The following is a 22,959-nucleotide window of genomic DNA, read 5'->3' as shown; positions in this document are numbered from 1 at the left end:
TGCGTCAGGTGATGCGCTGTATGCTGGCCGCGAGTTCGTCAGGCTCGAACACCCGACGCCAGTCGTCGCGCATCAAGGCCGGCTTGCCGAATTCGATCGCCTTGTTACAGGCGTCCGAAAAGAGGCCCGGGCGCTCCTCGAAGATGACAGAGGCGAGCACGTTCATGTGCCCGAGCAGGAAGTCGCGTGCGGCTTCGCGCGGCACGCCGCGGGCGATCACATCGTCCATGGCTTCCTTCATGACGACCAGCAGCGTGGCGCAGACGGTTTCGGACAAACCCGGCTCCAGCAGCGCCATCTGCTCGACCGTGACGCGGTGCGAACGCATCACTGGCGCCCAGATCACCTTGGCGATTTCCTCGCCGAGCGCATAAGCGCTTTCGGGACCCTGCATCAGCGAGCTGACGATGTGCTGCTTGGCCGCCACGCCGCCGAAATAATCGGTCTTGGCATGCATCTCGACCTCGTCGTTGAAGATCGGCGGGTGGCAGGGATGCGTCACGAAATAGGTGAGGTCGGGGCGCTCCGGCAGATGACCCGCGAAGGGCGCCGCGGCGTCGAGCGCCACCACCATGGTGCCGGCTTCGAGCAGTGGGCCGATCGCAGCCGCGACCTTGCCGATGATCGTGTCCGGCACCGCCAGGATCACAACCTCGGCACCTTTGAGCGCTTGCGTCTGCTCCACCGTGTCGATGCCGAGGTCGTCCTTGAGGCGTTTCCGGCCCGCCTCGCTGACTTCGACATGGCGCACGTCGAAGCGCGAGCCTTTGAGGTTGCTGGCGAGGCGGTAGCCCATCTTCCCGCCAGCCCCGAACAAAGCAATGGTGGTCAAGCAACCCTCCCCCGATCAATGTGATTTTGCCTGAAATAATCCAACTGGTATGATGAGTCTATCGATTTTTTCGAGACCTTACCGTTAGCTACGTCACGAAGTGCTCAAGTGGGCCTTGTCCCATCTGGTATGATGAGGTAGTGGCTACACAAATAAAAAGACCTGCCAAAAGGCCGATCGCCCGGAGGAGCAAACATGACCAAACTGACCCTTATCGTTGCAGCGACCAGCTGTTTGGCGGCGGCAAGCCAGCACCCGGCGGCGGCCTCGCCCGACAAGCCCGTCATCGCCCTGTCGAACGCCTTCTATGGCAACATCTGGCGCCACCAGATGGTTGAGGCCTTCGAGGCTGCTGCCAAGCAGGCCAAGGCCGACGGCAAGATCGCCGACTACGTCGTGCTGAACGGCGACGGCAGCGTCAATCAGCAGAACAGCCAGATGGCCGAGCTGATCTTGAAGAAGGTCGATGCCATTGCGATCGACGCAGCCTCCGAGACAGCCGAGAACGGCATCATCGAGAAGGCCTGCAAGGCTGGCATCAAGGTGATTTCCTTCGATTCCATCGCCTCAGCGCCCTGCAACGTGCAGCTGAACTTCGACTTCAAGGGCTACAAGAAGCAGCAGGCCGAAGCCGTCATCAAGATGATCGGCGACAAGGGAAACCTGCTCCTCGTGCGCGGCGTGAAGGGATCTGCCCCCGACGCCGATATGTACAGCGCTCAGGAAGCCGTGCTGAAGGAGCATCCGAACGTCAAGGTGGTGGCCACGGTCTATGGGCAATGTACGGCCTCCGTGGCTCAGGCGGCCGTCGCCAATGTTCTGCCGAGCCTCGCGCATGTTGACGCGGTTCTCGGGCAGGGCGGCGACGATTTTGGCGTCGCGCAAGCCTTCGACCAAGCTGGAGACGCCTATGCGAACCACCCGCCAGTGATCGAGGGTGGCGGTAGTTCGAACTTCATCAAATGGTGGTCTGACAAGAGCAAGTCGCACAATTACAGCACGATTTCCATGAATACGACGCCAGGCATCGGCGGCGCCGCGTTCTGGCTCTCGCTTGCCTACGTGAAGGGTGCGACGCTTCCGAAGACACTGATCATGCCGGTTGCGACCGTCGATCAGGCGAACCTCAAGGACTATGCGGACCTCGCGCCCAACACGATTGTCAGCCCATCCTATTCGGAAGATTGGGTGAAGCAGAACCTGCTCGCACAGAAGTAACCTCTCCGGCTTTGCCGTCCTCAAGGACGGCACGGTATCCGCCCTTTTCCAGCGCCGAGGGAGTTGATGGCGACCAACGCTGTTTCCGTCAGGCCGCGCTCCGAAGCTATGGTGTCTTCAGCGGCATGCATGGTGGAGATGCGCGGCATCACCAAGGCGTACGGCCCGACGCTCGCCAATCGAGCCATCGATCTTCTTGTGCCGCGCGGGGCCGTGGTCGGCCTTGTCGGGGGTAACGGCGCCGGAAAGAGCACGTTGATGCGCTCCCTGTCCGGCGTCGAAGCGCCCGATGCGGGATCGATCGCCATCGACGGCCGGCCCGTCGACCTTCGCATCTACGATGCGGGTGAGGCCCAGCGACGCGGTATCCGCATCGTCCATCAGGAACTCTCGCTCTGCGGCAACCTCACGGTCGCCGAAAACTTCTTTCTCGAAACCCCGGAGGCCGCACGCCCGCGCCCGGGTTGGCGCCGCGTCTACCGGGCTCGGGCCCGTGCGGCGCTCGACGCCGTGTTCCCCGGCAACGGCATCGATGTCGACCGCCGGATCGACGACCTGCCGCTCGGCCAAAGGCAGATGGTGGAGATCGCGCGGGCTGCAGGCGCTCCCGGACTCATGCTGCTCGTTCTCGACGAGCCGACCTCGTCTCTCGACATCGAGCGCAGCCGTCAACTTCGCACCTTCATCAAGGAACGTGCGGCTGCGGGCCTGGCCTTCATCTTCATCAGTCACAAGCTTAACGAGATCATGGACATCTCGACCGGCATCGTGGTGCTGCGCAATGGCGCCGTCGTGTGGTCGGGCAGCACCGACATCTCAGCGGCCGCCCTCGTCGAAGCCATGGGTGGTCCGGCCGAAAATGTGCTCCGGAGCCAGCACGCCCGCGTGGCGAGCCGAAAAACAATGGTGCTGCGCGTCAGCGGCGACATCGTGGCGCCACTCGGGCGCAACCTCGAATTCTTCACGGGCGAGATCGTGGGTCTGGCCGGCCTCGAGGGGAGCGGTCAGAAGGCGTTCCTCCACCGCATTTTCGCGGCCGCCCGTCGCAAAGACGCGGGTGTTCGGCTCATCGGCAATGCGAGCTTCGTGTCGGGCGATCGGCAACGCGAGGGCATTTTTGCCTTCTGGAGCGTGCTCGCCAACATGGACATCGCCCGGGTGGCGCAGCGCTTCGCGCTTCGGCCCTTTCGTGACGCTTCGGATGAAGGCGCCACGCGCGATGCCGCCCATCGGCTCAGGCTCGATGCCGAACGCCTGGCCTCAGGCATCCTGGACCTCAGCGGCGGCAACCAGCAGAAGGCGCTGGTCGGGCGCGCGCTGATCACCGACGCGGCAACGATCCTACTCGACGATCCGACGCGAGGGGTCGACGTCGGTGCCAAGGCGGATTTCTACACCGCGCTCGCCCGGTCCGCGGGCGTGGGCCGTCTGATGATGTGGCACTCCACAGAGGACGCCGAGTTCCTGGAATGCGACCGCGTTCTCGTCTTCAGCCGTGGCCGGATCATCCGTGAATTGTTCCGGGCCGACCTGTCCGAGCAGGCGATCGTCGATGCCTCCTTTGCAGAGATGACGACCGCGACAAACGGAATGCCGTCGGCGGCTGCCACGACCCCAACTCGGCGCCGCTGGGCCGAGACGGCTTTGGCGACGGCACCCTTCATTAGCCTGGTCGTGGTTTTAGCCGTGCTGAGCTTCGTCAATCCGACGGCGGCATCCCCATTCGGCCTCGACCTGCTGCTCGGCCCGGCGGTAGCTCTGGTGCTGGTCGCGCTCGCTCAGATGTTCGCGGTGAGCGGCAGCGAGATCGACCTCGGCATCGGCGCTTTCGCCGGCTTCGTCAACGTGCTGAGCGCCACGCTGCTGGTGGAGCGTCCGCTCGTCGGGCTTGCCGGCATCGCCCTCGCGTTCATGGCCTATGCGGGGCTCGGCCTGCTCATCCAGTGGCGCAAGATCCCGGCCATCGTCGTGACGTTGGGCGCGTCCTTCATTTGGTCCGGTGTGGGCTACACATTGCAACCGACCCCTGGCGGCAGCAGTCCCGACTGGCTGACGGCCCTGTTCGGTTGGTCGATTCCGGGCATACCCACCATGGCTGTCCTGATCCTCCTGGCAGGCCTTGTCGCCTTCGCGCTCGACCGCTCGCCGCTTGGGGTCGTGCTGCGCGGCTTCGGAAACAATGCGGCGGCGCTCAACCGAGGTGGCTGGTCGCCAACCCGCTATGCCATCGTGCGCTACCTGATTGTGGCTCTCTTCGGCACAATCGCAGGATTGTCGTTGACGGCGATCAACACTGCGAGCGACATCAACGCGGGTGGTCCGTTCACCCTGCTTAGCATCGCCTCGGTGGTGATGGGCGGGTGCAGCCTCATCGGCGGCCGTGTCGCCTCCGGTGGCGTCGTGGCGGGGGCGCTGACGCTGTCACTCATCGGGGCAGTGCTTGCGACGGTGGGCGTCAGCACCGACTATAATGCGGCGGTGCAGGGTCTCCTGCTGTTGCTTGTCCTCATCCTCCGTTCGGGACTTTCCACGCGCACGGCCGACCAATGAATTCCGTCGGAAACCTGCTCAAACTGCTGGGACGAGCACGCTGGATTCCGTCTTTCCTCGGTGTCGTACTCCTGTGGGTGGTGCTGTCCGCCATCACCAGCCGGGTCAGCCTGCAGAGCCTGTCCGGCGTGCTGGCGACGGCCTCATTTCTGGCGATCGCGGCGCTCGGGCAGATGTTCGTGATCACGGGTGGGCGCGGCAATATCGACCTGTCCATTCCCAACGTCCTGACCCTGTCGGCCTATGCGAGCCTGATCGTGGTCGAGGGGCAGAATGGTCGGTTGCTGCTCGGCTTCGCGACAGTGCTCGGTATTGGTCTGCTGATCGGCTCGGCCAATGCGGTTCTGGTGTGCTTGTTCCGGATTCCCGCCATCATCGCGACGCTTGCGAGTGGCTACGTTCTTGCGACGGCGACGCTCCTCGCCAATCGCTGGCTCGTCTCGGCCGCCGTGGCGCCGGCGCTCAAATACGTGGCGGCGGCGCGCCTCGGCGGAATCCCGTTCATGACGCTTGTGGCGATCGCTGCCGTCGCGGCGGCGGCCCTTGTCCTGGGCCGGTTCGTCTACGGCCGTACCCTGTCCGCCGTCGGCCAGAACCGTCGCGCGGCAGCACTTGCCGGCATCGACGTGACACGCGTGGTGGCGAGTACCTTCGTGATCAGCGCCGTGCTGGCGGCCTTGGATGGCTGGGCGCTGGGCGCCTATGTGGGGGGCGCCTTTCCGGACATGGGAACGCCCTATCTGCTGCAATCCGTCGGCGCTGTAGTGCTCGGCGGCTCATTGATCATGGGCGGCGCCTCCACGGCTCTCGGCACGCTGTTCGGCAGCATCCTCCTCGTTCTGATCGTGACCACCATGCAGATCGCGGGCTTGCCGCCCGGAACGCAGGATATCGTTCAAGGCGTGGTCGTTATCGCGGTGCTGGGTCTCGCCGGGGTGAAGCGCTCGCGGGCGGTGCCAAAGAACCTCCCGTCGCCCGCCACGCCCTGATTGGAAGCCCAGCTTTGCCGACCTCGGGTTGCTTCGGCAAGACTCTGATGCAGATCTTGGGCCGACGAACTTCAGCGTCGCCCGGCGAAACGCTCTCGCGGGCCGCCCTTCACCCATGTCACACGGCTACGCTCCCAACTTGTCCGTAACGAGACAACGCTCACCGGCCGAACCGTTCCACGGCGAATGGGCCAAGCTCCATGCTGCCCGCTTCGGCGAAGGCCAGCGAGGCGACGAGATCTCCCGTGATCGGGCCGAGCGTGAGGCCGAGATGCTGGTGACCGAACGCATAGAGCACGCGCGGGTCACGGCTGCTGCGACCGATCGCCGGCAGGTAGTCGGGCAGGGTCGGGCGCGAGCCGTACCAAGTCTCGACCGGCGAGTCGAACGGCAGGCCGAGATCATGGGCGTGGTTTTTCAGTCGCTCCCATTTCCTTGGGTCCGGCTCGGCGTCGGGGTGGGTGAACTCGATGAAGCTCGTCGCCCGCAGGCCCGAGCGGAACCGTGTGGCCACCAGGGCGCGTTCCTCGAACAAGACCGAGGTCAGGTCCATGGGCCATCGGCTCTGCGCCGACTGAATATGATAGCCGCGTTCGGCGATGAGCGGCACCTCATGGCCGATCTCGCGCATCAGTCGGGCCGAGCGAACGCCCGCCGCGACGATGACCAGATCCGCGCCCGAGCGTCGTGCCTCCGCGAGCGTCGCGGTTCGCACCTCGACCGTCCCGCCGCGTCCGAGGAACGCCGCGCGCAACGCATCAAGTACGGCGGCGGGATCGGCGACGCTGGCGGTCCCTTCGAAACGGACGGCATCGGCCGGGGCCGACCGGAGTTGGCCGCCCAAAGCTTCTGCCTCCGCGGCCGTAAGGTCGCGCCAGCGCGCGGCTGGGCTTGCGTAGCCTTGTAGCGCCGCGCGGGCACGCCTGGCTCCAGCGACGCTTTCCCAGGCGACGATGTTGCCCTGATTTCGGAGAAGATCGGAGGCGCCGATGTCGCCCATGAGGCGGCGCCAAGCCGGCAGCGCCTCGACCAGCAAGGCGCCGAGCGCCTGCTTGCCCTGCGCGAAACGCGACGGCGACACGGCGCGGATCAGGCGCAGGCCGAACGGGAGCCACTGGCCGACCGCGCCCGGCGGAAAGCTCACGGGTCCCCCCATGCTCATCAGCCGACGCGGTAGCGCGCGGATCATCGCCAGTGACGCGAGGGGCTCGTGCTGCTCCACCGCGATTTGGCCAGCGTTGCCGGCCGATGCAGGTGCCCGCTCACCAGCCGCGTCGACCATTGTCACCGCCAGCCCGCGCGCCTGCAACGCGAGCCCAATGCTCAGGCCCACGATGCCGCCGCCGATCACGAGGGCGCCGCGTGGCGAGGGTAGCGTCATGGCGCGCCGCCGATGCCGTGCGGGAACGGATCGGTCGGGTCGCGGTGAAGCGTCGCCTCCATGGTGACCCAGGCGCGGCCGGTGACTTGGGGCAGCACGGTCCCCTCCGGACCCGCAGCGTAGCGAGCGAGAAAGCGCGTGCCGATCACACTTTCCTGCACCCAGGTTGCGCCGGGTGCGAGCGCGCCATGGGCGGCCAGGCAGGCGAGCTTGGCGCTGGTTCCGGTCCCACAGGGCGAGCGGTCGTAGGCGCCCCCGGAGCAGAGCACGAAACTGCGTGAATCCGCGCCTGTCGGCGAGGCGCCGAAAAGCTCGATATGGTCGATCTCTCCGCCATCCCGGCCGGTTATGCCCGCGCGAACCAGCGCCTGCTTGATCCGGAGCGCCGCTTCCGTGAGCGCGGGAATGTTGGCGGCTTCGATGGGACAGGGGGTGGCTTCCGTGAGAAAGAACCAATTTCCTCCCCAGGCGATGTCGCCGGTCACGGCGCCGAAGCCCTCGACCTCCACGCTCACACGATCCCGATAGAGGAAGCTCGGCACGTTGGCGACCGTGACTGTGTTGCGGTCAAGCAGGTCCACGGTCACGATGCCGACGGGGGTCTCGAACCGATGGGTCCCCGGCCTGAGCCGTCCCATATGGGCGAGCGTGGCCGCGGCCCCGATCGTGCCGTGCCCGCACATGCCGAGATAGCCGGCGTTGTTGAAGAAGATCAGCCCGGCCGCGCAATCGGGTGCTGAAGGCGCGCAGAGCAGCGCACCGACCATCGCGTCGAAGCCACGCGGCTCGTTGAGCGCAAAGGTGCGCAAGCCGTCGTGCCGCTCGGCCAGGATCCGGCGCCGCTCGAAGAGCGGGCCCGACCCGAGATCCGGGCCGCCCGCCACGATGAGCCGGGTCGGCTCGCCTTCGGTATGGGAGTCGATGATGTGCATGGAGCCTCAGGCCGCCTTGCCGAGCGCCCGGGGTGCCGCGGTTTCCTGCGACCATTCGGCGTACCAGGTCTCGAACAGTTCGAGTTGCGCCTTGGCGTATTGCGCCTGGGCGGTCGAGAGTGCGTCGCTTTCGTTGAAGTGCAGCGTATATTCGGCGTTGCCGCGCAGCACCATCAGGTACTTGTAGTGGAGCACGAGGTCCGTGCCCTCGTCGAAGGAGGACAGGGTCCCGAGCGCCTGCTCCAGCTCGACCGCCCGGCGCCGCGCCGCCACATCGCCCTTGGAGGCCCGCGCGCAGAGGTCGACGAAATGCAGCACCTCGCGGGGCAGCACGTTACCGATGCCCGTGATGGCGCCGGTGGCGCCGCAATTGACGAAGCCGTTGACCACCTGGGTGTCGACGCCGACCATCAGGGTCAGCGACGGATCCTTGCCGGTGATGTATTCGGCCGCGTAGCGGAGCGAGGCGGCCCCGCCGAATTCCTTGAAGCCCACGAGGTGAGGATGGCGCGACCGGATGTCGAAGAACAGCTCCGCGCCCGTCTCATAGCCGTAGTAGGGAGAGTTGTAGATGACCGACGGCAGGTCGACGGACGCTTCGAGCACGGCGTCGAAATGGGCGCGCTGCGCCGCCGCCGACGAGCCGCGTGACAACACCCGCGGGATGATCATCAGACCCGCGGCGCCGCAGCGCTTGGCGTGAGCCGCCAGCGCCGCCGCGCGGCGCGTATTCTGAGCTCCCGTGCCGACGATGACCGGCACGCCGGCCGAGACCAGCTTCTCCACGCCCGTCATGCGCTCCTCGTCGTCGAGCAGCGGCCAATCACCCATCGAGCCACAATAGACGACAGCCGACATCCCGAGGCCGACGAGTTCGGTGCCCTTGCGGACGAGGGCGTCGAAGTCGGGCTTGCGCTCGGGCGTGCAGGGAGTCATCAGCGCCGGGATCGTGCCGGTGAATGGATTGTTGATCATGGGCACCTTGCTTCTCGTCAAAGGGGGTGTGGGAATGTCATGTCTCACCATCATGGTCGCATCGGCGGTCCCGATCGTCTTGGCCGAAAAGCCAGTACGGACCACGGATTCGGCAAGGATGTGCGGAGGCTCGATCGATGGAGCCGCTTGAAGGTCTCGTCGCGCTGCTCGATCGGCCGTTGGTGTGCGGCGACCTCTTCGACGGAGTGCCTGACACGATCTTCTTCGTGAAGGATGCGGCCGGGCGCTACGTCGCGGCCAACCAGGTGCTGGCCGAGCGCACCGGTTTCGGCCGGAAGGAGGCCTTGATCGGCCTGACCGCGGACCAGGTCTTTCCCGGCGCCCTCGGCCGCCGCATCGCGTCGCAAGATCGTGCGATCCTCGACAGCGCTCGCTCGCTCAAGGGAGAGTTGGAGTTGCACCTCTACCCGGGCGGCGAGGAAGGCTGGTGCCTGACCTGGAAGGAGCCGCTCTTCGATCAACGCCGCAAGGTCGTCGGTCTCGTGGGCCTTTCGCGCGATCTGCGCCCCGCCAATGCGGTGCCTGACGAGACCGCCGCCCTGTCACGCGCCTTGCAGAGCGCCCAACGTCGTCCGGACGCCAGCCTGAAGGTGAGCGACCTCGCCGAGCTGGCGAACCTCTCCACGTTTCAGTTGGACCAGAGGATCCGGGCGATGTTCGGGCTCTCTGCGGGGCAGTACCTGACTCGCCTCCGGATCGATCAAGCGAGCGAGCTCTTGCGGCAAAGCCGTGAGCCGATCAGCCAGATCGCCCTCGATTGCGGTTACGCCGACCAGACGGCCTTCACGCGACAGTTCACAAAGCTCGTGGGATTATCGCCCGGTGCCTATCGGAAGTCGCAGGCGCATTCATTTAGACAGTAATCCGATCAAACAGCGAGTGTCTGGCATGAACATGTGGTGCGGCGGCTCCGATAGCGATCACGAACTGGCGAGTTTCGCCGATCGGACGGCGGGCGTCCTGCCGATCGGACCGGCCGAGTACCTTGCGCGCCGGGCCGGCCTCGTCGAAGCAATGCGACGTACCGGGGTCGCGACGGTCTACCTCGATGCGACCCATAACCTGACCTATTTCACCGGGGTGAAGTGGTCCCCCAGCGAGCGCCTTTGCGGTGCCGTTCTGACTGCCTCCGGGGCGCATATTTTCGTGGTTCCGGCCTTCGAGCGGGGCACCTTCACCGGCCTTGCCGGAGCCGAGGCCCCGATCCTTACCTGGGAGGAGCACGACGCGCCCGAGCGCGCCCTGGTCGATTGGCTTGCCGGACACGGAACGGGTGACATGCGTCTCGCGCTTGACCCCGAGACTCCCTTCTTCCGGGCCGAGCGCCTGAGGGCCGCCCTGCCGGACCGCTCGACGATCGAGTCGGCGGGGCCGTTGATAGAACCCTTGCGGGGTCGGAAATCGCCGGCCGAGATCGCGTTGATGCAGCGCGCCTTCGACATCACGCTCGAGGTTCACCGGGCCGCGGCGGCGATCCTGCGGCCCGGGATCACGCCACGCGAGGTCTCAACCTTCGTGGACAGAGCCCATCAGGCGTGTGGCGTCACGTCCGGCTCCTCGTTCTGCATCGTCCTGTTCGGTCCCGACACGGCCTTTCCGCACGGCGTCGATGTGCCGAAGCCGCTCGATCCGGGCGACATGGTGCTCATCGACACGGGATGCATCCTGCACGGTTATCATTCCGACCTCACGCGGACCTATGTGTTCGGCGCGCCAACGGCGCGCCAGCGTGAGGTGTGGCAACACGAGCGGGCGGCCCAGGACGTCGCGTTCGAGGCCGCTCGTCTCGGCCAGCCCTGCGCCGCCGTCGACGAAGCCGTCCGCGGCTTCCTTGCGGCCGAGGGGTATGGACCGGGCTATAGATTGCCGGGCCTGGGGCATCGCACCGGCCATGGTCTGGGCCTCGCCATCCACGAGCCGCCCTATTTCGTTCGCGGCGACGAGACTCCGCTCGCCGAGGGCATGTGCCTCAGCATCGAGCCGATGCTGTGCCTGCCCGGCGAATTCGGTGTACGTCTGGAGGATCATATCCATATGACCGTGCAGGGACCGGCCTGGTTCACGCGGCCGGCGATCTCCCTGGACGAGCCGTTCTAAATGGCTGCGAAGCCCTCGCGCCCGTAGCCAATCCGGGAGGGATCACGCTCCTGCCCCTTCGTCTGGCGCCCTCGATTGAATACCAGTGGGAGGCACGTCTCTCGCGCTGCGCGCCCCGCAATCGCCCTTCGCTATACCTAAGACGAGCGGCTGCGGCTGCATCGCGCCGTCCGGAACGGGGCACTCCGCCCGAGGTCCGTCGCACCATCCTGGAGGCTTTTCTCACACGGAGTGAGGGACAACGCGCTGTAGGCGCCCAACCGTTTACGCGTTCCCGGTCACCGGCTTTGCTTGGTTCATGCGGCCAGGAACCGCCTATAGTCGGTGGTCGAAGCGCGTGAGGCCGAGCCCCTGCGCTTAGCCTCGGCAGAAGTTCCGCACAGTCCCGTCTTACGCAGGCCAAGCCTGCCTCGTGCTCTCCAAGAACCTCCGGAAGGTCACGCCATGGTATCCCCGATCCTCCCGCCGAGCGGAACGACACCAGCGGCCAAGACCGCGATCGATGCGTTGATCGCCAGGGGCAAGGTGGATCCCACGGCCGTTCGCACGTTACGCTGTCGGACGGTTGCCGAGGGACGGTTCCGTCAGCTCAACTACATCCGGGACCTCCCGCCGCAAGCCGTGATGGAATCCGAGACCGGCAGCCTGCTGAGCGAGACCCTGGCGCCGAACGCCTCCGAGGCCTTGCTGGCGGCCTTCGGATCCTGCCTGGCGGTCGGCATTCACGCCAATGCGATCGCGCAGCGGATCCCGATCAAAACCTTGGAGGTGGAGCTCGCGGCCGACATCAACACCACGGCGGTGTGGGGGGCAGGTGATCTCAACCCGAAGACGATCGGATTCGAAACCATCCAGGTTCTGGTGCGGATCGAGGCCGATGCGCCCCGCGCGCTCCTTGAAGCGCTCGTGGCTCACGCGAGCCTCTGGTCGCCGGTCGCCAATACCCTGCACAATCCCGTGCATCTCGACGTGTCCCTGGCGTAAGCGCCTAGCGGCTCGTGCCGGGACAACCTATCGGCTGACGCGCCATCGGTGCGGGAGAGAAGGAATGGAGATGCGATCGCGGAGGCCGCTGGGAGGACCGATGACGAACATCACGATCCCACAGGTCGATGTCGATGACCGGAACGCCATCGGGCCGACGTCGGATCGCGCGGTCTTGACCAAGGCGGATCAGCCGCAGGGTATCGCCGAGACGTGTGAACCCAGGGCCGGGGTGACGGATCCCGCCAAGGCGATGGCGCTCTTCGTGATGATCGTTGCGATCCTGTATTTCGGACGGGAGATGCTGGTTCCGATCGTGCTCGCCTTGTTGCTGGCGTTCATCCTGGCCCCGCTTGTCGCCTTCCTGCGCCGGCTCCACCTCGGCCATGTGCCGTCTGTCTTTTTCGGCCTCGTTCTTGCCCTCGCAGTGATCCTGACGATCGGCACGGTGATCGGCTCGCAGGTGGCGCAGCTTTCGGACAACCTGCCTCAATATATCGACACCATCGAGACCAAGGTCGATGGTGTCCGCGCCTTTACGGTCGGCCGACTGTCGGACATGGCGGCGCGGGTCGGTTCGCAACGCGCCAAAATCGCTGGCCATGATGCCGCGGCAGCGGCGCCGGAGGTCGCGGCAAGTGCATTGCCTGCCCCATTTTCTTCGATGCCGCCCGCGACCGGTTCTGCTCTTCTGGAACTCGCCCAGCGCTATATTTCGCCCGTCCTGTCACCCCTCGTGACGCTCGGCCTCATTTTCGTCGTCGCTATCTTTGCCCTTCTGCAACAAGAGGATCTGCGGGACCGGCTGATCCGCCTGTTCGGCGCCGACGATCCTGGCCGTACAACATTCATCATCGATGATGTCACACGGCGGCTGAGCAAATATTTCCGCACTCAGCTCAGCGTGAACACGGCGTTCGGACTCGTGGTCGGAACGGGTTTGCTGGTGATCGGCGTGCCGAATCCCGTTCTGTTCGGGATCCTATCGGCGTTGCTGCGGTTTGTTCCTTACATCGGGTCGCTGGTTGCCGCCCTGCTGCCGATGGCCCTCGGGGCGGCGGTCGACCCGGGATGGTCTCTCGTGCTCTGGACCGCGTTGCTCTACCTCGTGGTCGAGAGTGCGACGGGTCAGGTCATCGAACCCTTGATCTATGCCCACAGTACGGGGCTCTCGCCCTTCTCGGTCGTGGTTGCGGCCATCGTCTGGTCGTGGCTGTGGGGACCGATCGGGTTGATCCTGTCGATCCCCCTGACGATGGGCCTAGTCGTGATCGGACAACATGTCGCTCGGCTGAAGTTTCTCGACACCCTCCTCGGCGATCGACCGAAATGAGCCGATGTCGCGCAGGGTGGAAGGAGATTGTCCCAGATAGACAGAGTCATGAAGAGGCGTCGAATTCTCTGCGAGGCGCTAGCCGCGCGTTTTCGGATGAAGAACCATCTCGAGCAAGCCAAGCAGACGCACGTGGAAAACCTACCGAGCGCCCCTGCGGCTCATTCGACAAAGAAAGCATAGCCCTCGTTGCGGATCGTGCGGATCGGGTCCGGTCTTCCTTCGTGACGCAGTGCGCTCCTCAGCCGGGCGACGCGGACATCAATCGCTCGGCCTGTTGCATGCGCATCTGGAGATCCCAGACATTCGGCCAATCGTGCCCGCGTGACGGGCCGACCAGCTCGTTCCATCAAACATTCAAGCATCAGAACGTCCGTGGACGCCACCCTCATTTCGTGCCCGTCGCGCCAGACACGCTTTGTGTCGCGATCGAGCGAAATATCCCCGACCTTCAAGACGACGCTGGACGATCCGCGAAATTCCGCCCGTCGCAGACATGCCCGGACGCGCGCAATGAATTCAAAGCCGGAAAGTGGCCTGACCATATAGTCGTCGGCGCCTGCATCCAATCCTCTGACGCGGTCATCTTCGTGATCGCGGGATGAGACGATGATGATTGGAACCGTGCGGGTGCTCTCTTGTGCACGGATGTTTTTGCAAAGCAAAAGTCCCAGCTCTCTCGGCGGAGGAAGATCCAAGATGATGAGATCGGGGCAGGCCAGGACCAACCGAGCCTCTACGTCTTTGCTCCCGCCGATGATATCGGTCGTGAATTCCTGGGTCTGCAACAAACCCGTCAGGTCGTGTGCCGCCGGTCCCTCAGCTGTGACCACCACGACGTGCGGCATCGGAAGCCTCGCTGATCGGCATCAGCCAGCCTTCACAAATGAAGGCGACATGCTCGTGACGTCGGCTCCATGTTGAGAAGAATACGGCCACCCAGGCCTGATGAGAATCCAGAGGGGCGCCTTGCGCCGCCCGGCGAAAGCGCCCAGCGTGGGTTACCAGCCTCAGTAACTCCAGTCCCTTGGCCGATTGATCAACAAGACGTCGCTGGCCACCTTCGTCTCATCGATCCAGGCTCGAGCCGCGGCGGTGAGCTTTTGCACCTTGTCGGCCTTGAAGCGCTTGCTGGTCCTTTCAAGATCCAAGGTCGTGATGACGACGAGAATGTCGTGCGGTGCTCCTTGAAGCCCCGCCAATGGCCAGACCTTCGCCTCACGGGCGAGCGGATGAGTGAATTCGGCCATCATGTCCTCACCAGGCTGCGACAATCCAGCCTAACCTGCTCGTTTTTTTATGACAACCGCCGGCCGGTCGCCGTTTGATGAGGTCATGGCTGACATGTCGGCGTCCCGGCGCGCCAAATCTTTCGACCGAAACGCACCAGGAGACTGCGTGACGTAAAGTCTCACGCAGTCTCCTGGTCGGGGCAAATGGGCGGCGAACCGACATTGCTGGATGATGTGGCCCAGGTGTCAGGCGTTCCTTGCGCCGCGTCGTGCAAATGCCGCAAAACCAAGCCCGATCAGGGCCGCACCGAACATCGGCAGGCCAGAAGGCAGCGGCACGGTGGAGACCGTCTGCGAGATGGAGCTTGGTACGAAATTCCCGAACGTTCCATCGGCAAGTTCGAAATGAGTGAATCCCGTGTCGGCCGAAGACGATTTGTAGGTGAAGTTGCCGAAAACGGAGTCGAGTGGCGCTCCGTCGGCAATCGTCAACGTACTATTGGCGTAGTCGCTACCGGCTTGTCCAGCTTCATGATCCTGAAAACCAGAACCCAAAACTGCATCCCGGCTCTCGGTAATCACACCATAGTCAGCACCACTGAAGGAAACACTCTTCCCGTTGATCGTGACCGTGGCACTGACTGCTGGAGACTGAGGCGGAGCAAATATGCCCCCACCTGAGTAATTCACAAAGCCAGATGAACTCGCCGTCGTGTCCGGCGTGTTAAACAGGTAGCTGACCGTGACATCTGACCCAGCAAGCGATGTCCCAGTAACAGGTGTAATCGCTCCAGTTGTGAAGTCATTACCCTGGTCGAAGCCATTTCCGGCATCTATTTTGCCAGAATATTTGACATTCACTATAGTTGTAGCGTCTGCCTCTGTTGCGAACGCCGCAGCACTGAGAAAAATACTTACAACAGCCAGCTTAAGCATGAACTACTCCCCTATGAGCGTCAGGTTAATGATCTTTAATCATCTGTGAGTGACGGTCATATAACAGCGTCGTTTTTCGCGGATCGGCTCCCTTCCGAAAGGGATGACGGAATTTTGGCGGCCTTCGACCGTGAACCCCTTCGCGGTTCGAATGCGAGGCACATAGATGCCGTCATCAGAGGTTCACACGCTCTTGCGTAAACGACTTATGAACCGCGACCGCACATCACTCCTTGGAGCATTCGGACATCTGAAGACCTACCTTTTCAAGGGGCTCGCGGCAGTGTCGCGCGCCGGAGCCCGCCCTTGAAGCGCGGGCTCATCCTAATGCTCATGAGCTGCGTCGGCATATCGGGTTGTGTGATCACGGAACCGCAGGTTCAGAGGCTTCCGTCGACCCAGATGGACCTGCGGGTCGACACGAGCGCGCGTCGTCCACAGGCGATGAGACCGGCCGCGAACCCGGCCGTGCCGGTCGACCCCAAGGATGATGCGCCAGGCCGCCGGTTCGACATGGGGCCGCAGTCCGGTCTCGTGCCGCCACGACCGACCGATCTTGCGTTGTTCGGCCGCCTGCCAGCCAATGCCGGCGCCTATGTGGCGCTCGACACGAACAGCCAGGATGCACCAACGGCTGCTCCCGACCCGGAGAACACCTACCGGCTGAATTTCGAGGATGCGGACGTCCGCGACGTGCTCCAGGCGGTTCTCGGCAAGGTGCTGAAGCTGAACTACACGGTGGCGCCCAATGCCACGGGGCGGATCACGATCGCGTCCACCAACCCTCAGGACAAGTCCGAACTTCTTTCCACGCTCGAAACCGCCTTGGCCACGCAGGGCCTCTCCATGATCCGGTCCGGATCGACCTACAACATCACGGCGGCGGGTGTCGGTGGTGGCGCCGTCGATGGCGAGAAGCCGGGCCACGGCTATGGCATTTCGGTCGTTCCGCTTCATTATACCTCGGCCGCCACGATGTCGAAGCTTCTGGGCGGCCTCGTCACCGAGACCGACAGCGTCCGGGTCGACACTGCGCTCAATGCCATGGTGGTGCGCGGCCCCGCCCCGCGGCGGGCCGACATCGTTCTCGCCATCAAGAGCTTCGACATCGACTGGATGCACCGGCAGTCGACCAGCGTCTTCGAATTGCGACGGGCGAAACCCGAAGAGGTCGCGGCGGAGCTTGCGCATATTTTCGACACCGAAAACAACGGCGCCAATACCGGATTGGTCGATATCAAACCCGTGCCGCGCCTGCGTGCGGTGATCGTGACGTCGCAAAATCCCGCCCTGATCCGCCGCGCGGCCCTCTGGATCCGCCGTCTCGACAGCGCGGACGAGAAGGTCTCGCACAACGTCTATGTGTTCCGGCCGAAATATCGCGACGCCCGCGAACTCGTGAAGCTCGTGAAGGGTCTTTTCGGTGGCGGAAGCGACGGCGATGGGACACAGGACGCGGCGCAGGACACGCTCGCGCAGCCGGGCTTGAGCGCCGCTCCGCAATCGGGCGAGATGGCGGCCTCCACCGTGGCCGGCACGTCACAAACCACCAACCAGCCTGGCGCGGGCACAGCGGCACCATCGTCGTTCGGCAGCTTGACGGGAGGTCCCGCGCGAGCGGCCACTTCAGCCGGCGGCACGACCACGGAGCCCATCGATGCCGGGCAGCAGCCGGGGGCAGGCGGCGGCAACAAGCTGTCGCTGACCGCCGATGCCGCCAACAACAGCATCGTGGCCTACACCGACGGGACCACCTACGCGAAAGTGTTGAGCGTGATGCGCCAGCTCGACGTGCCGCCGCTGCAGGTCGCCGTGAATGTCGTGATCGCCGAGGTGCAGCTCAACGATGAGTTGAAGTATGGCGTGCAGTTCTTCCTCACCCATAACAACAAGACCGCGGGATTGAGCGGCTCGCCCACCAGCACGGCCGATGCGCCGTCCTATCTCTCCTCGGCGCTCCAGGGTTTCAACTTCCTGTTGGGTAAGAGGCTGGCCCCGGATCTTGTGATTTCCGCCCTCGACAGCGTGTCCCATGTGGAGATTTTGTCGTCGCCCTCGATCGTCGTCATGGAGAACAAGCCCGCGACCCTGCAGGTCGGCGACCAAGTGCCGGTGACCACGCGGACGGCGCAAAGCAACCTCACGGCCGATGCGCCGACGGTCAATTCCGTCGACTACAAGGATACGGGCATCATCCTGAAGATCCAGCCCCGGGTCGGGCAGGACGGATCGGTCGCCATGGAGATCGACCAGGAAATCTCGTCCGTCTCGAACGGTTCGAGCACGCTGACGCCGACCATTTCGAAACGGCGGATCGCCAGCGACATCTCGGTCCTGAGCGGCCAGACCGTCCTGCTCGCCGGACTGATCAGCGACCGGTTGCAGAAACAGAAAGGCGCCGTTCCGTTCCTCAGCCAGACGCCTCTGGTCGGTCCGTTGTTCGACACCAAGGACGATCAGGCGGCGCGCACCGAACTCGTCGTTTTCATCCGCCCGGTGGTGATCCGCAACAGCAGCGGCGCCGAAGCCGTCGCGGAGGATTTCAAGAGCCATCTTAAGGCCGTCCGGGTCCGGCCGCCGCCGGTGTACAAGCCATGACGGCTCTTGTCGGATCGCCGTTCCGGACCCGTTGGCGTGGCGGCCTCGCGGCCGTCTTCGTGGCGGGGTTGATCGGGCTCACAGGCACCCCGTCCGCCATCGCGGTCGCGCTCATGGTGATCGTGGCCTGGATCGTCTGGCGCGACGTGGAACGTTTCACGATCCCCGATGCGGCGAGCGCCTCCCTTCTGACTCTCGCAGTCACGAGCCGTTTGGCGTCTGCCGAGACGGGCCTTCTGGGCGAGACTGTCTTGTCGGTCGCCGTCGATGCGGCGCTGCCGGGTCTCTGTCTATGGTTGTTCAGGGAGCTCTATTTCCGCCGCAAGGGTTTTGACGGGATCGGGCTCGGTGACGTGAAACTCGCCTTCGCGGGTGGGGCGCTTGTGGGGCTGCTTGGTTTCGCCGATGCGCTTTTTGGCGCGAGCGCGGCGGGGCTCCTGTTCGTGGGCCTTAAGCGAGGCTGCGAGCCGGTCGACCGAATAGCCTTCGGGGCAGTGCTAGCGCCGGCGCTCGGGCTGGTTTGGGCGTGGCAGCAGGCGTCCAGCCTCCTGCCGTATGGGCCGGGGTAGGGCGGTGCCGAGCTTCAACTACGAGGCCCTCGATGGCGCCGGGCGTCGCCTGACGGGCACGATGGACGGCGACACGCACGCGGCCGTGTTGAGCGAACTCGACCGCGCGGGGCTCCTGCCGATCCGGGCCGTCGAAGCCAAGCCGCGCAAGACACGGACCTGGCGTCAGATCCTCACGCCGGAACCCAAAGCCGAAGACATCACGGCCATGACGCTCGACATCGTCATGCTGCTGAAGGGAGGCGTGACGCTGAGCGAGGCCTTGACGCTGTTGACCCAGATGGGAGGCAGCCGCTGGCGCACCCACGTGCTCGACGACCTGCGGCTCGCCCTCTCGGTCGGCAAGCCGTTCTCTCGGGCACTCGCCGAACATCCCCGCCTGTTCCCGCCCATGTATCTCAAGATGGTCGAGGTGGCCGAAGCGACGGGGCGGCTCGAAGACGCGCTGACGAGCCTCGCCGAAGAGCGGCAGCGCGTCGAGCGTCTACGCAAGCGGCTGATCGGCGCGATCTCCTATCCGGCTTTCCTGATCGTGTCGGCCCTCAGCGCCACCGTCTTCATCTTCCTCTACATCATCCCGCAATTCGAGAACGCGCTGGAAGGCTTCCGCGACAAGGTCGACCCAACAGCTCTGATGGTCTTCAACGCCTCGGCTTTCCTGCGCAGCCATCTGCACACGATCGGTATGACGCTCGGCGCGGCGGTTGTCGGCTTATTTCTGGTGAGTAAACTCGCCGAGGGCCGTTGCCTCTGGGTGGGGCTTGCCGGGCGTCTGCCGGTCGTCAAGACCGTTCTCACTCACGACACGACCCTCAAATTTTGCCGCACCCTGTCGGTTCTGCTCGCCAACGATGTCGACATCTCCAGCGCGCTGCGGCTGCTACGCACGATCATCCGGGTGCCGGCAGCCGCGCGGGCGATCGATGGCGTCATCGCGGACGTGCGGAAAGGCCGCCGGCTGAGCGAGGCGCTCGAGAGTCATCCGTTCCTTCCGAAGCACGTCACCCAGATGCTGCGGGTCGGGGAAGAGAGCGGGCGACTCGCCGATAGCGCGAGCCGCGTGTCGGTCTTCTACGAAGCCAGGCTCGACACAGCCTATTCCCGGCTGATCGCCGTGATAGGGCCCGCCACCATGATGCTCGTCAGCATGCTTATCGCCTGGCTCATCATTTCGGTCATGACGGCGCTGATGAGCGTCAACGACCTGCTGAAATAGGACTTTGCCATGACGCTCCGCGACATTGCACGATCACGCCGCTCGGCCCAAAGCAGCCGCGCCACCGAGGGCGGCTTCACGCTCGTCGAATTGCTTGTCGTGTTGGTCATCCTCGGCCTCGTCATGGGCCTCGTGGGGCCGCGCGTGCTCGGCTACCTGTCGAGCTCGCGCGAGCGAACCATGCGGCTGCAGGTCGAATCCTTCGCCTCCGCGCTCGACCTCTATTATCTCGACATGGGCCGCTACCCGACCAATGCGGAGGGGCTCGACGCGCTGATCAAGCCGCCGGCCGGCGCCGCGGGCCGCTGGGCCGGACCCTATCTGAAGCAACCCAAAGTCCCCGAGGATCCGTGGGGAAACCCCTACACGTATCACGTGCCCGGTAAATCCACCCCCTATGCGATCGTCTCGCTGGGGCCGGACGGCAAGGGCGGCGCCACGACCGACCAAGCCGACAGCCGGAGCCCCTAGACCGTCATGGAGGTCCTGCACCTAGCGCTCTCATGGCGTTGTGCGAAAGCGCTCATGCCCGTGCTTGAGCCGAGACTGAATGCGGGTGGTTCCCGACACGACCACGATGGGAAAAACGCGGGCTTCACGCTCTTCGAAGTCCTGCTCGGGCTACTGCTGATGGCGCTGATCGCCGCCCTCGTCCTACCGGGTCCGCAGCGGCCCACCGGGCCGGCCGCCCTCCGGACTGCGGCAAACGAGGTTTCGGCCCTGCTGCGCAACACGCGCACCGCGGCGATCGGCTCCGGGCGGCCGACGCGTGCGTCGATCGAGCCTGCGAGCAACCGCGTGCAGTCGCCGGTACTGGGGACGCAGGTCGAGGTGCCGGCCGGGGTCTCGGTCGCATTGCTCGATCGATCGAACCAGATCATCGACTTCGCGCCAAACGGGACCTCGTCGGGAGGCAACATCTTGTTGCAGGGTCCGGTCTCGCGGGTTGTGATCGCGATCAACGCCGACACGGGAGCGATCCGCCTTGCGCTGCCGTGACCGAGATGGCGATCGCCAGGATGGGTTCACCCTGATCGAAGTGCTGATCGCCATGACGGTCCTGGCGATGCTGTCTGCGGTGCTGCTGCACGGGGCCGTCGATCTGCGGGCGAATGCCGCCTGGTTCGACGATCGGACGGCCGCCACCCTCGTGGCCACGACCCTTCTCGACGAGACGCTGGCGGATCGTCGCCTGCACGACGGGACCTATCGCGGTACGCGGGATGGGCGTTCCTGGACCGTGACGGCGTCGTCCGTCGACCTCGCGAGCCAATTGCCGAAGAATCCTGCCCCCGGCCCCGACACAGCAACAGCGCCGACGGCACCGGTCTGGCGGCCCCAGCGCGTCACCGTGATTGTCGAGGCGCGGAGCCATCCTCTCACGGTCGAGACCCTCAGATTGGTCGCGTCCCCATGAGGATGCCACGCCGAGGAGAGGCCGGATTTCTCCTGGCCGACATGCTGGCAACCTTCACGATCAGCGCTTTCGTGCTCATCGGCTTGACGGCGATCGGCGCGGTGCTGCTCCGCACCGCCGACCGAAGTGTCGCCCGCGTCGCGGCGACGGACGATCTCGGCCGCAACCTCATCACTTTGGCTCAGTCGATCCGATCTGCGGCGCGCGCGCGCTTCGCCGGGGTCGAGCCGCAATCCTTTGTGTTCAATGGCGACAGCCATCGGCTCACGTTTGCTCTCCCGGATACGACGCCCGGCCATCCGCAGATCACCCGTGTGGTCACGCTGCGGAGCGAAGCCGATGGACGATTGCTTCGCGCCGATGCCCCGCTGCCGGCCAGCGCAACGGCGCTCGCAGACCTGCATTTCAGCACGCCGCATCTGACTTACGCGGGTCCGATCCGCTTCCGGTTCGGCTATGCGGGTCCACGAGTCGGCGCCGCGCCGGCGGTGCGCTCCTCGGTCTGGCCCGTCGGACCGCAGATGCCCGGCTCCGTGTCCATTGAGGCCGTCGACCCGGCCACGAACCATGTCGTGGCCAGTGTACAGGTGTCGCTCGTTGCCAATGCCGAGGTCGGTTGTCTCAATGGCGGCTTCTGCGGTCGTTCCGACATGCCCTCAAAATCCCCTGCCTCTCCAGGGCCGGCCGCTGCCGCGCCGATCGCGAGGCAATTGTGAAACGGCGGGCCACCAGCGACGGCTATGTCCTGGTCGCCGTTCTGAGCGTCCTGCTGGTTCTCGCGGGGCTGATCGCATCCTCGTCTCTGGTGGCGCAATCGGCCCTGCGCAGCGCACGCGTCGACGCGGATCGGACGTCGCTTGACGGTCTTCTGCGCGGCGGCCTCGAGATGACGGCCTACCAACTCTTTACCCTCAAGCTGCCGGCTGCCCTCGTAACGGGACGACCCCTTCGGTTTGGCGAGGGATCGGTCGTGCCTCGGCTGACCGACGAAGGCGGCAAGATCGACGTCAACGCTTCCGCGTCGGCTGTGCTGGCTGGCGCCTTCCGCGAAGCCGGAGTGGAGGCAAGCCGCGCGGCGGAACTCGCGGCGCGGATCACGGCACTGCGGGGTTCGGCCCCAGCGGACAACGCGGGCTTTGCACCCCCCGACGCCGTGTCGCCAGCACCAGCCACTGGGTCCGGCACGCCTCCGTCACCCAGCGGCCCGCGCCGGACGGGCTTCCGCTCCGTGGCGGATTTCATCGCCTTCACGGGCGTCGATCATGAGGAGGCTGCCGCTTTGAACGGGATGCTGACCGTCGCGAACCCGGATGGCAAAGTCGATGTGCTGACGGCCAGTCGGCATATCCTCATGGCGTTGCCGGATATGTCCGATGCCTTGGCCGACAGCCTTATCGCCGATCGCGGCGCTTCGACCTCCGACGATGCGGGACGCCTGAAAGGCACGCTCGACCGGCAGTTGGACTTTATCAAGTTCGAGCCTGGCCCCTGCTACAGCGTCAAACTCGACGCTCGGAGCGCATCGGGACATATGGCTTCGGCCGGCGCCGTGATCGCGGCTGCGAAAACGCCTGACGAACCCTTCTACATTCTGCAATGGGAGTGAGTCGTGTCCGCCACATCTCGCTTCAAGGGGAAGAGCCCCGCGCCGCACGTGACGGAGCGTTTGCATGAGCCGG

22 protein-coding genes are annotated in these 22,959 nt (G+C 64.9%); 15 read left to right on the top strand and 7 right to left on the bottom strand.

What is annotated here, in order from left to right; genetic code table 11:
* Positions 1-4 precede the first annotated feature (4 nt).
* Entirely contained in the window at positions 5-832 is an 828-nt protein-coding gene (locus M8523_RS12555; protein ID WP_282585215.1) for a phosphogluconate dehydrogenase C-terminal domain-containing protein, read from the bottom strand.
* Positions 833-1,027: 195 nt separating this feature from the next.
* Between M8523_RS12555 and M8523_RS12550 the strand changes: the two genes are divergently transcribed.
* From M8523_RS12550 to M8523_RS12540, 3 genes are all read left to right on the top strand, one after another.
* On the top strand, positions 1,028-2,050 hold the full coding sequence (locus M8523_RS12550) for an ABC transporter substrate-binding protein (protein WP_282585214.1): 1,023 nt from the start codon (positions 1,028-1,030) through the stop codon (positions 2,048-2,050).
* A gap of 66 nt (positions 2,051-2,116) precedes the next feature.
* A complete protein-coding gene (locus tag M8523_RS12545; RefSeq protein ID WP_282585213.1) occupies positions 2,117-4,600 on the top strand; it encodes an ATP-binding cassette domain-containing protein in 2,484 nt (827 codons plus the stop codon).
* Entirely contained in the window at positions 4,597-5,589 is a 993-nt protein-coding gene (locus M8523_RS12540) for an ABC transporter permease (RefSeq protein ID WP_282585212.1), read from the top strand. The genes M8523_RS12545 and M8523_RS12540 overlap by 4 nt, the downstream gene beginning before the upstream one ends.
* A gap of 160 nt (positions 5,590-5,749) precedes the next feature.
* On the opposite strand, the gene M8523_RS12535 is transcribed toward M8523_RS12540, so the two are convergent.
* Genes M8523_RS12535 through M8523_RS12525 form a run of 3 tightly spaced genes read right to left on the bottom strand, consistent with a single transcriptional unit; the run spans position 5,750 to position 8,877 of the window.
* Complete coding sequence (locus M8523_RS12535) at positions 5,750-6,970, bottom strand: NAD(P)/FAD-dependent oxidoreductase (RefSeq protein WP_282585211.1); 1,221 nt, start codon at positions 6,968-6,970, stop codon at positions 5,750-5,752.
* Positions 6,967-7,902, bottom strand: coding sequence for a 4-hydroxyproline epimerase (locus M8523_RS12530; protein WP_282585210.1), 936 nt, complete (start codon positions 7,900-7,902; stop codon positions 6,967-6,969). Before M8523_RS12530 ends, M8523_RS12535 begins: the two co-directional genes overlap by 4 nt.
* 6 nt (positions 7,903-7,908) lie before the next feature.
* Positions 7,909-8,877: a dihydrodipicolinate synthase family protein gene (locus tag M8523_RS12525; protein ID WP_282585209.1), complete on the bottom strand. Its 969-nt coding sequence runs from the start codon at positions 8,875-8,877 to the stop codon at positions 7,909-7,911.
* Between the two features lie 137 nt (positions 8,878-9,014).
* Here M8523_RS12525 and M8523_RS12520 point away from each other — a divergent pair, with 137 nt between their 5' ends.
* From M8523_RS12520 to M8523_RS12505, 4 genes are all read left to right on the top strand, one after another.
* Positions 9,015-9,761, top strand: a complete 747-nt coding sequence (locus tag M8523_RS12520) for an AraC family transcriptional regulator (protein WP_282585208.1) — start codon at positions 9,015-9,017, stop codon at positions 9,759-9,761.
* A gap of 25 nt (positions 9,762-9,786) precedes the next feature.
* On the top strand, positions 9,787-10,995 hold the full coding sequence (locus M8523_RS12515; protein WP_282585207.1) for a M24 family metallopeptidase: 1,209 nt from the start codon (positions 9,787-9,789) through the stop codon (positions 10,993-10,995).
* 444 nt (positions 10,996-11,439) lie between these two features.
* A complete protein-coding gene (locus M8523_RS12510; protein ID WP_282585206.1) occupies positions 11,440-11,979 on the top strand; it encodes an OsmC family protein in 540 nt (179 codons plus the stop codon).
* A gap of 100 nt (positions 11,980-12,079) precedes the next feature.
* The gene (locus M8523_RS12505; RefSeq protein WP_282585205.1) at positions 12,080-13,312 is read left to right on the top strand and encodes an AI-2E family transporter; all 1,233 of its coding nucleotides are present in this window, start codon (positions 12,080-12,082) and stop codon (positions 13,310-13,312) included.
* Positions 13,313-13,473: 161 nt separating this feature from the next.
* Here the strand turns inward: M8523_RS12505 and M8523_RS12500 are convergent, their stop codons facing one another.
* The 3 genes from M8523_RS12500 to M8523_RS12490 form a co-directional block, all read right to left on the bottom strand.
* Entirely contained in the window at positions 13,474-14,160 is a 687-nt protein-coding gene (locus M8523_RS12500; protein WP_282585204.1) for a winged helix-turn-helix domain-containing protein, read from the bottom strand.
* A 162-nt stretch (positions 14,161-14,322) separates the two neighbouring features.
* The gene (locus tag M8523_RS12495; RefSeq protein WP_282585203.1) at positions 14,323-14,562 is read right to left on the bottom strand and encodes a hypothetical protein; all 240 of its coding nucleotides are present in this window, start codon (positions 14,560-14,562) and stop codon (positions 14,323-14,325) included.
* A gap of 228 nt (positions 14,563-14,790) precedes the next feature.
* The gene (locus M8523_RS12490; RefSeq protein WP_282585202.1) at positions 14,791-15,480 is read right to left on the bottom strand and encodes a hypothetical protein; all 690 of its coding nucleotides are present in this window, start codon (positions 15,478-15,480) and stop codon (positions 14,791-14,793) included.
* Between the two features lie 306 nt (positions 15,481-15,786).
* Between M8523_RS12490 and gspD the strand changes: the two genes are divergently transcribed.
* The 8 genes from gspD to M8523_RS12450 are packed head-to-tail and all read left to right on the top strand — an operon-like array spanning position 15,787 to position 22,886.
* Complete coding sequence (gene gspD / locus M8523_RS12485; RefSeq protein ID WP_282585201.1) at positions 15,787-18,078, top strand: type II secretion system secretin GspD; 2,292 nt, start codon at positions 15,787-15,789, stop codon at positions 18,076-18,078.
* Entirely contained in the window at positions 18,075-18,647 is a 573-nt protein-coding gene (locus M8523_RS12480; RefSeq protein ID WP_282585200.1) for a prepilin peptidase, read from the top strand. Before gspD ends, M8523_RS12480 begins: the two co-directional genes overlap by 4 nt.
* A gap of 4 nt (positions 18,648-18,651) precedes the next feature.
* Entirely contained in the window at positions 18,652-19,863 is a 1,212-nt protein-coding gene (locus tag M8523_RS12475) for a type II secretion system F family protein (RefSeq protein WP_282585199.1), read from the top strand.
* 9 nt (positions 19,864-19,872) lie between these two features.
* Complete coding sequence (gene gspG / locus M8523_RS12470; protein WP_282585198.1) at positions 19,873-20,334, top strand: type II secretion system major pseudopilin GspG; 462 nt, start codon at positions 19,873-19,875, stop codon at positions 20,332-20,334.
* A gap of 54 nt (positions 20,335-20,388) precedes the next feature.
* A complete protein-coding gene (locus M8523_RS12465; protein WP_282585197.1) occupies positions 20,389-20,862 on the top strand; it encodes a prepilin-type N-terminal cleavage/methylation domain-containing protein in 474 nt (157 codons plus the stop codon).
* Positions 20,849-21,280, top strand: a complete 432-nt coding sequence (locus M8523_RS12460; protein ID WP_282585196.1) for a type IV pilus modification PilV family protein — start codon at positions 20,849-20,851, stop codon at positions 21,278-21,280. Before M8523_RS12465 ends, M8523_RS12460 begins: the two co-directional genes overlap by 14 nt.
* Positions 21,277-21,996 carry a PulJ/GspJ family protein gene (locus M8523_RS12455; protein WP_282585195.1) on the top strand — a complete coding sequence of 240 codons (720 nt, stop codon included), beginning with the start codon at positions 21,277-21,279 and terminating at the stop codon, positions 21,994-21,996. The genes M8523_RS12460 and M8523_RS12455 overlap by 4 nt, the downstream gene beginning before the upstream one ends.
* Positions 21,993-22,886, top strand: a complete 894-nt coding sequence (locus tag M8523_RS12450; RefSeq protein ID WP_282585194.1) for a type II secretion system protein GspK — start codon at positions 21,993-21,995, stop codon at positions 22,884-22,886. Before M8523_RS12455 ends, M8523_RS12450 begins: the two co-directional genes overlap by 4 nt.
* Positions 22,887-22,959: the final 73 nt, after the last annotated feature.

This window comes from Lichenifustis flavocetrariae (assembly GCF_026130545.1).
Taxonomy (GTDB): domain Bacteria; phylum Pseudomonadota; class Alphaproteobacteria; order Rhizobiales; family Beijerinckiaceae; genus Lichenihabitans; species Lichenihabitans flavocetrariae.
Note: the sequence above shows the minus strand (reverse complement) of the source record. Positions and strands in the feature narration are given on the sequence as shown.

Excerpts from the sequence above, each read along its gene's own strand:
- M8523_RS12550 (WP_282585214.1), top strand. The coding sequence starts at position 1,028 with ATGACCAAACTGACCCTTATCGTTGCAGCGACCAGCTGTTTGGCGGCG.
- M8523_RS12545 (WP_282585213.1), top strand. The coding sequence starts at position 2,117 with ATGGCGACCAACGCTGTTTCCGTCAGGCCGCGCTCCGAAGCTATGGTG.
- M8523_RS12540 (WP_282585212.1), top strand. The coding sequence starts at position 4,597 with ATGAATTCCGTCGGAAACCTGCTCAAACTGCTGGGACGAGCACGCTGG.
- M8523_RS12535 (WP_282585211.1), bottom strand. The coding sequence starts at position 6,970 with ATGACGCTACCCTCGCCACGCGGCGCCCTCGTGATCGGCGGCGGCATC.
- M8523_RS12530 (WP_282585210.1), bottom strand. The coding sequence starts at position 7,902 with ATGCACATCATCGACTCCCATACCGAAGGCGAGCCGACCCGGCTCATC.
- M8523_RS12525 (WP_282585209.1), bottom strand. The coding sequence starts at position 8,877 with ATGATCAACAATCCATTCACCGGCACGATCCCGGCGCTGATGACTCCC.
- M8523_RS12520 (WP_282585208.1), top strand. The coding sequence starts at position 9,015 with ATGGAGCCGCTTGAAGGTCTCGTCGCGCTGCTCGATCGGCCGTTGGTG.
- M8523_RS12515 (WP_282585207.1), top strand. The coding sequence starts at position 9,787 with ATGAACATGTGGTGCGGCGGCTCCGATAGCGATCACGAACTGGCGAGT.
- M8523_RS12510 (WP_282585206.1), top strand. The coding sequence starts at position 11,440 with ATGGTATCCCCGATCCTCCCGCCGAGCGGAACGACACCAGCGGCCAAG.
- M8523_RS12505 (WP_282585205.1), top strand. The coding sequence starts at position 12,080 with ATGACGAACATCACGATCCCACAGGTCGATGTCGATGACCGGAACGCC.
- M8523_RS12500 (WP_282585204.1), bottom strand. The coding sequence starts at position 14,160 with ATGCCGCACGTCGTGGTGGTCACAGCTGAGGGACCGGCGGCACACGAC.
- M8523_RS12495 (WP_282585203.1), bottom strand. The coding sequence starts at position 14,562 with ATGGCCGAATTCACTCATCCGCTCGCCCGTGAGGCGAAGGTCTGGCCA.
- M8523_RS12490 (WP_282585202.1), bottom strand. The coding sequence starts at position 15,480 with ATGCTTAAGCTGGCTGTTGTAAGTATTTTTCTCAGTGCTGCGGCGTTC.
- M8523_RS12480 (WP_282585200.1), top strand. The coding sequence starts at position 18,075 with ATGACGGCTCTTGTCGGATCGCCGTTCCGGACCCGTTGGCGTGGCGGC.
- gspG (WP_282585198.1), top strand. The coding sequence starts at position 19,873 with ATGACGCTCCGCGACATTGCACGATCACGCCGCTCGGCCCAAAGCAGC.
- M8523_RS12465 (WP_282585197.1), top strand. The coding sequence starts at position 20,389 with ATGCCCGTGCTTGAGCCGAGACTGAATGCGGGTGGTTCCCGACACGAC.
- M8523_RS12455 (WP_282585195.1), top strand. The coding sequence starts at position 21,277 with ATGAGGATGCCACGCCGAGGAGAGGCCGGATTTCTCCTGGCCGACATG.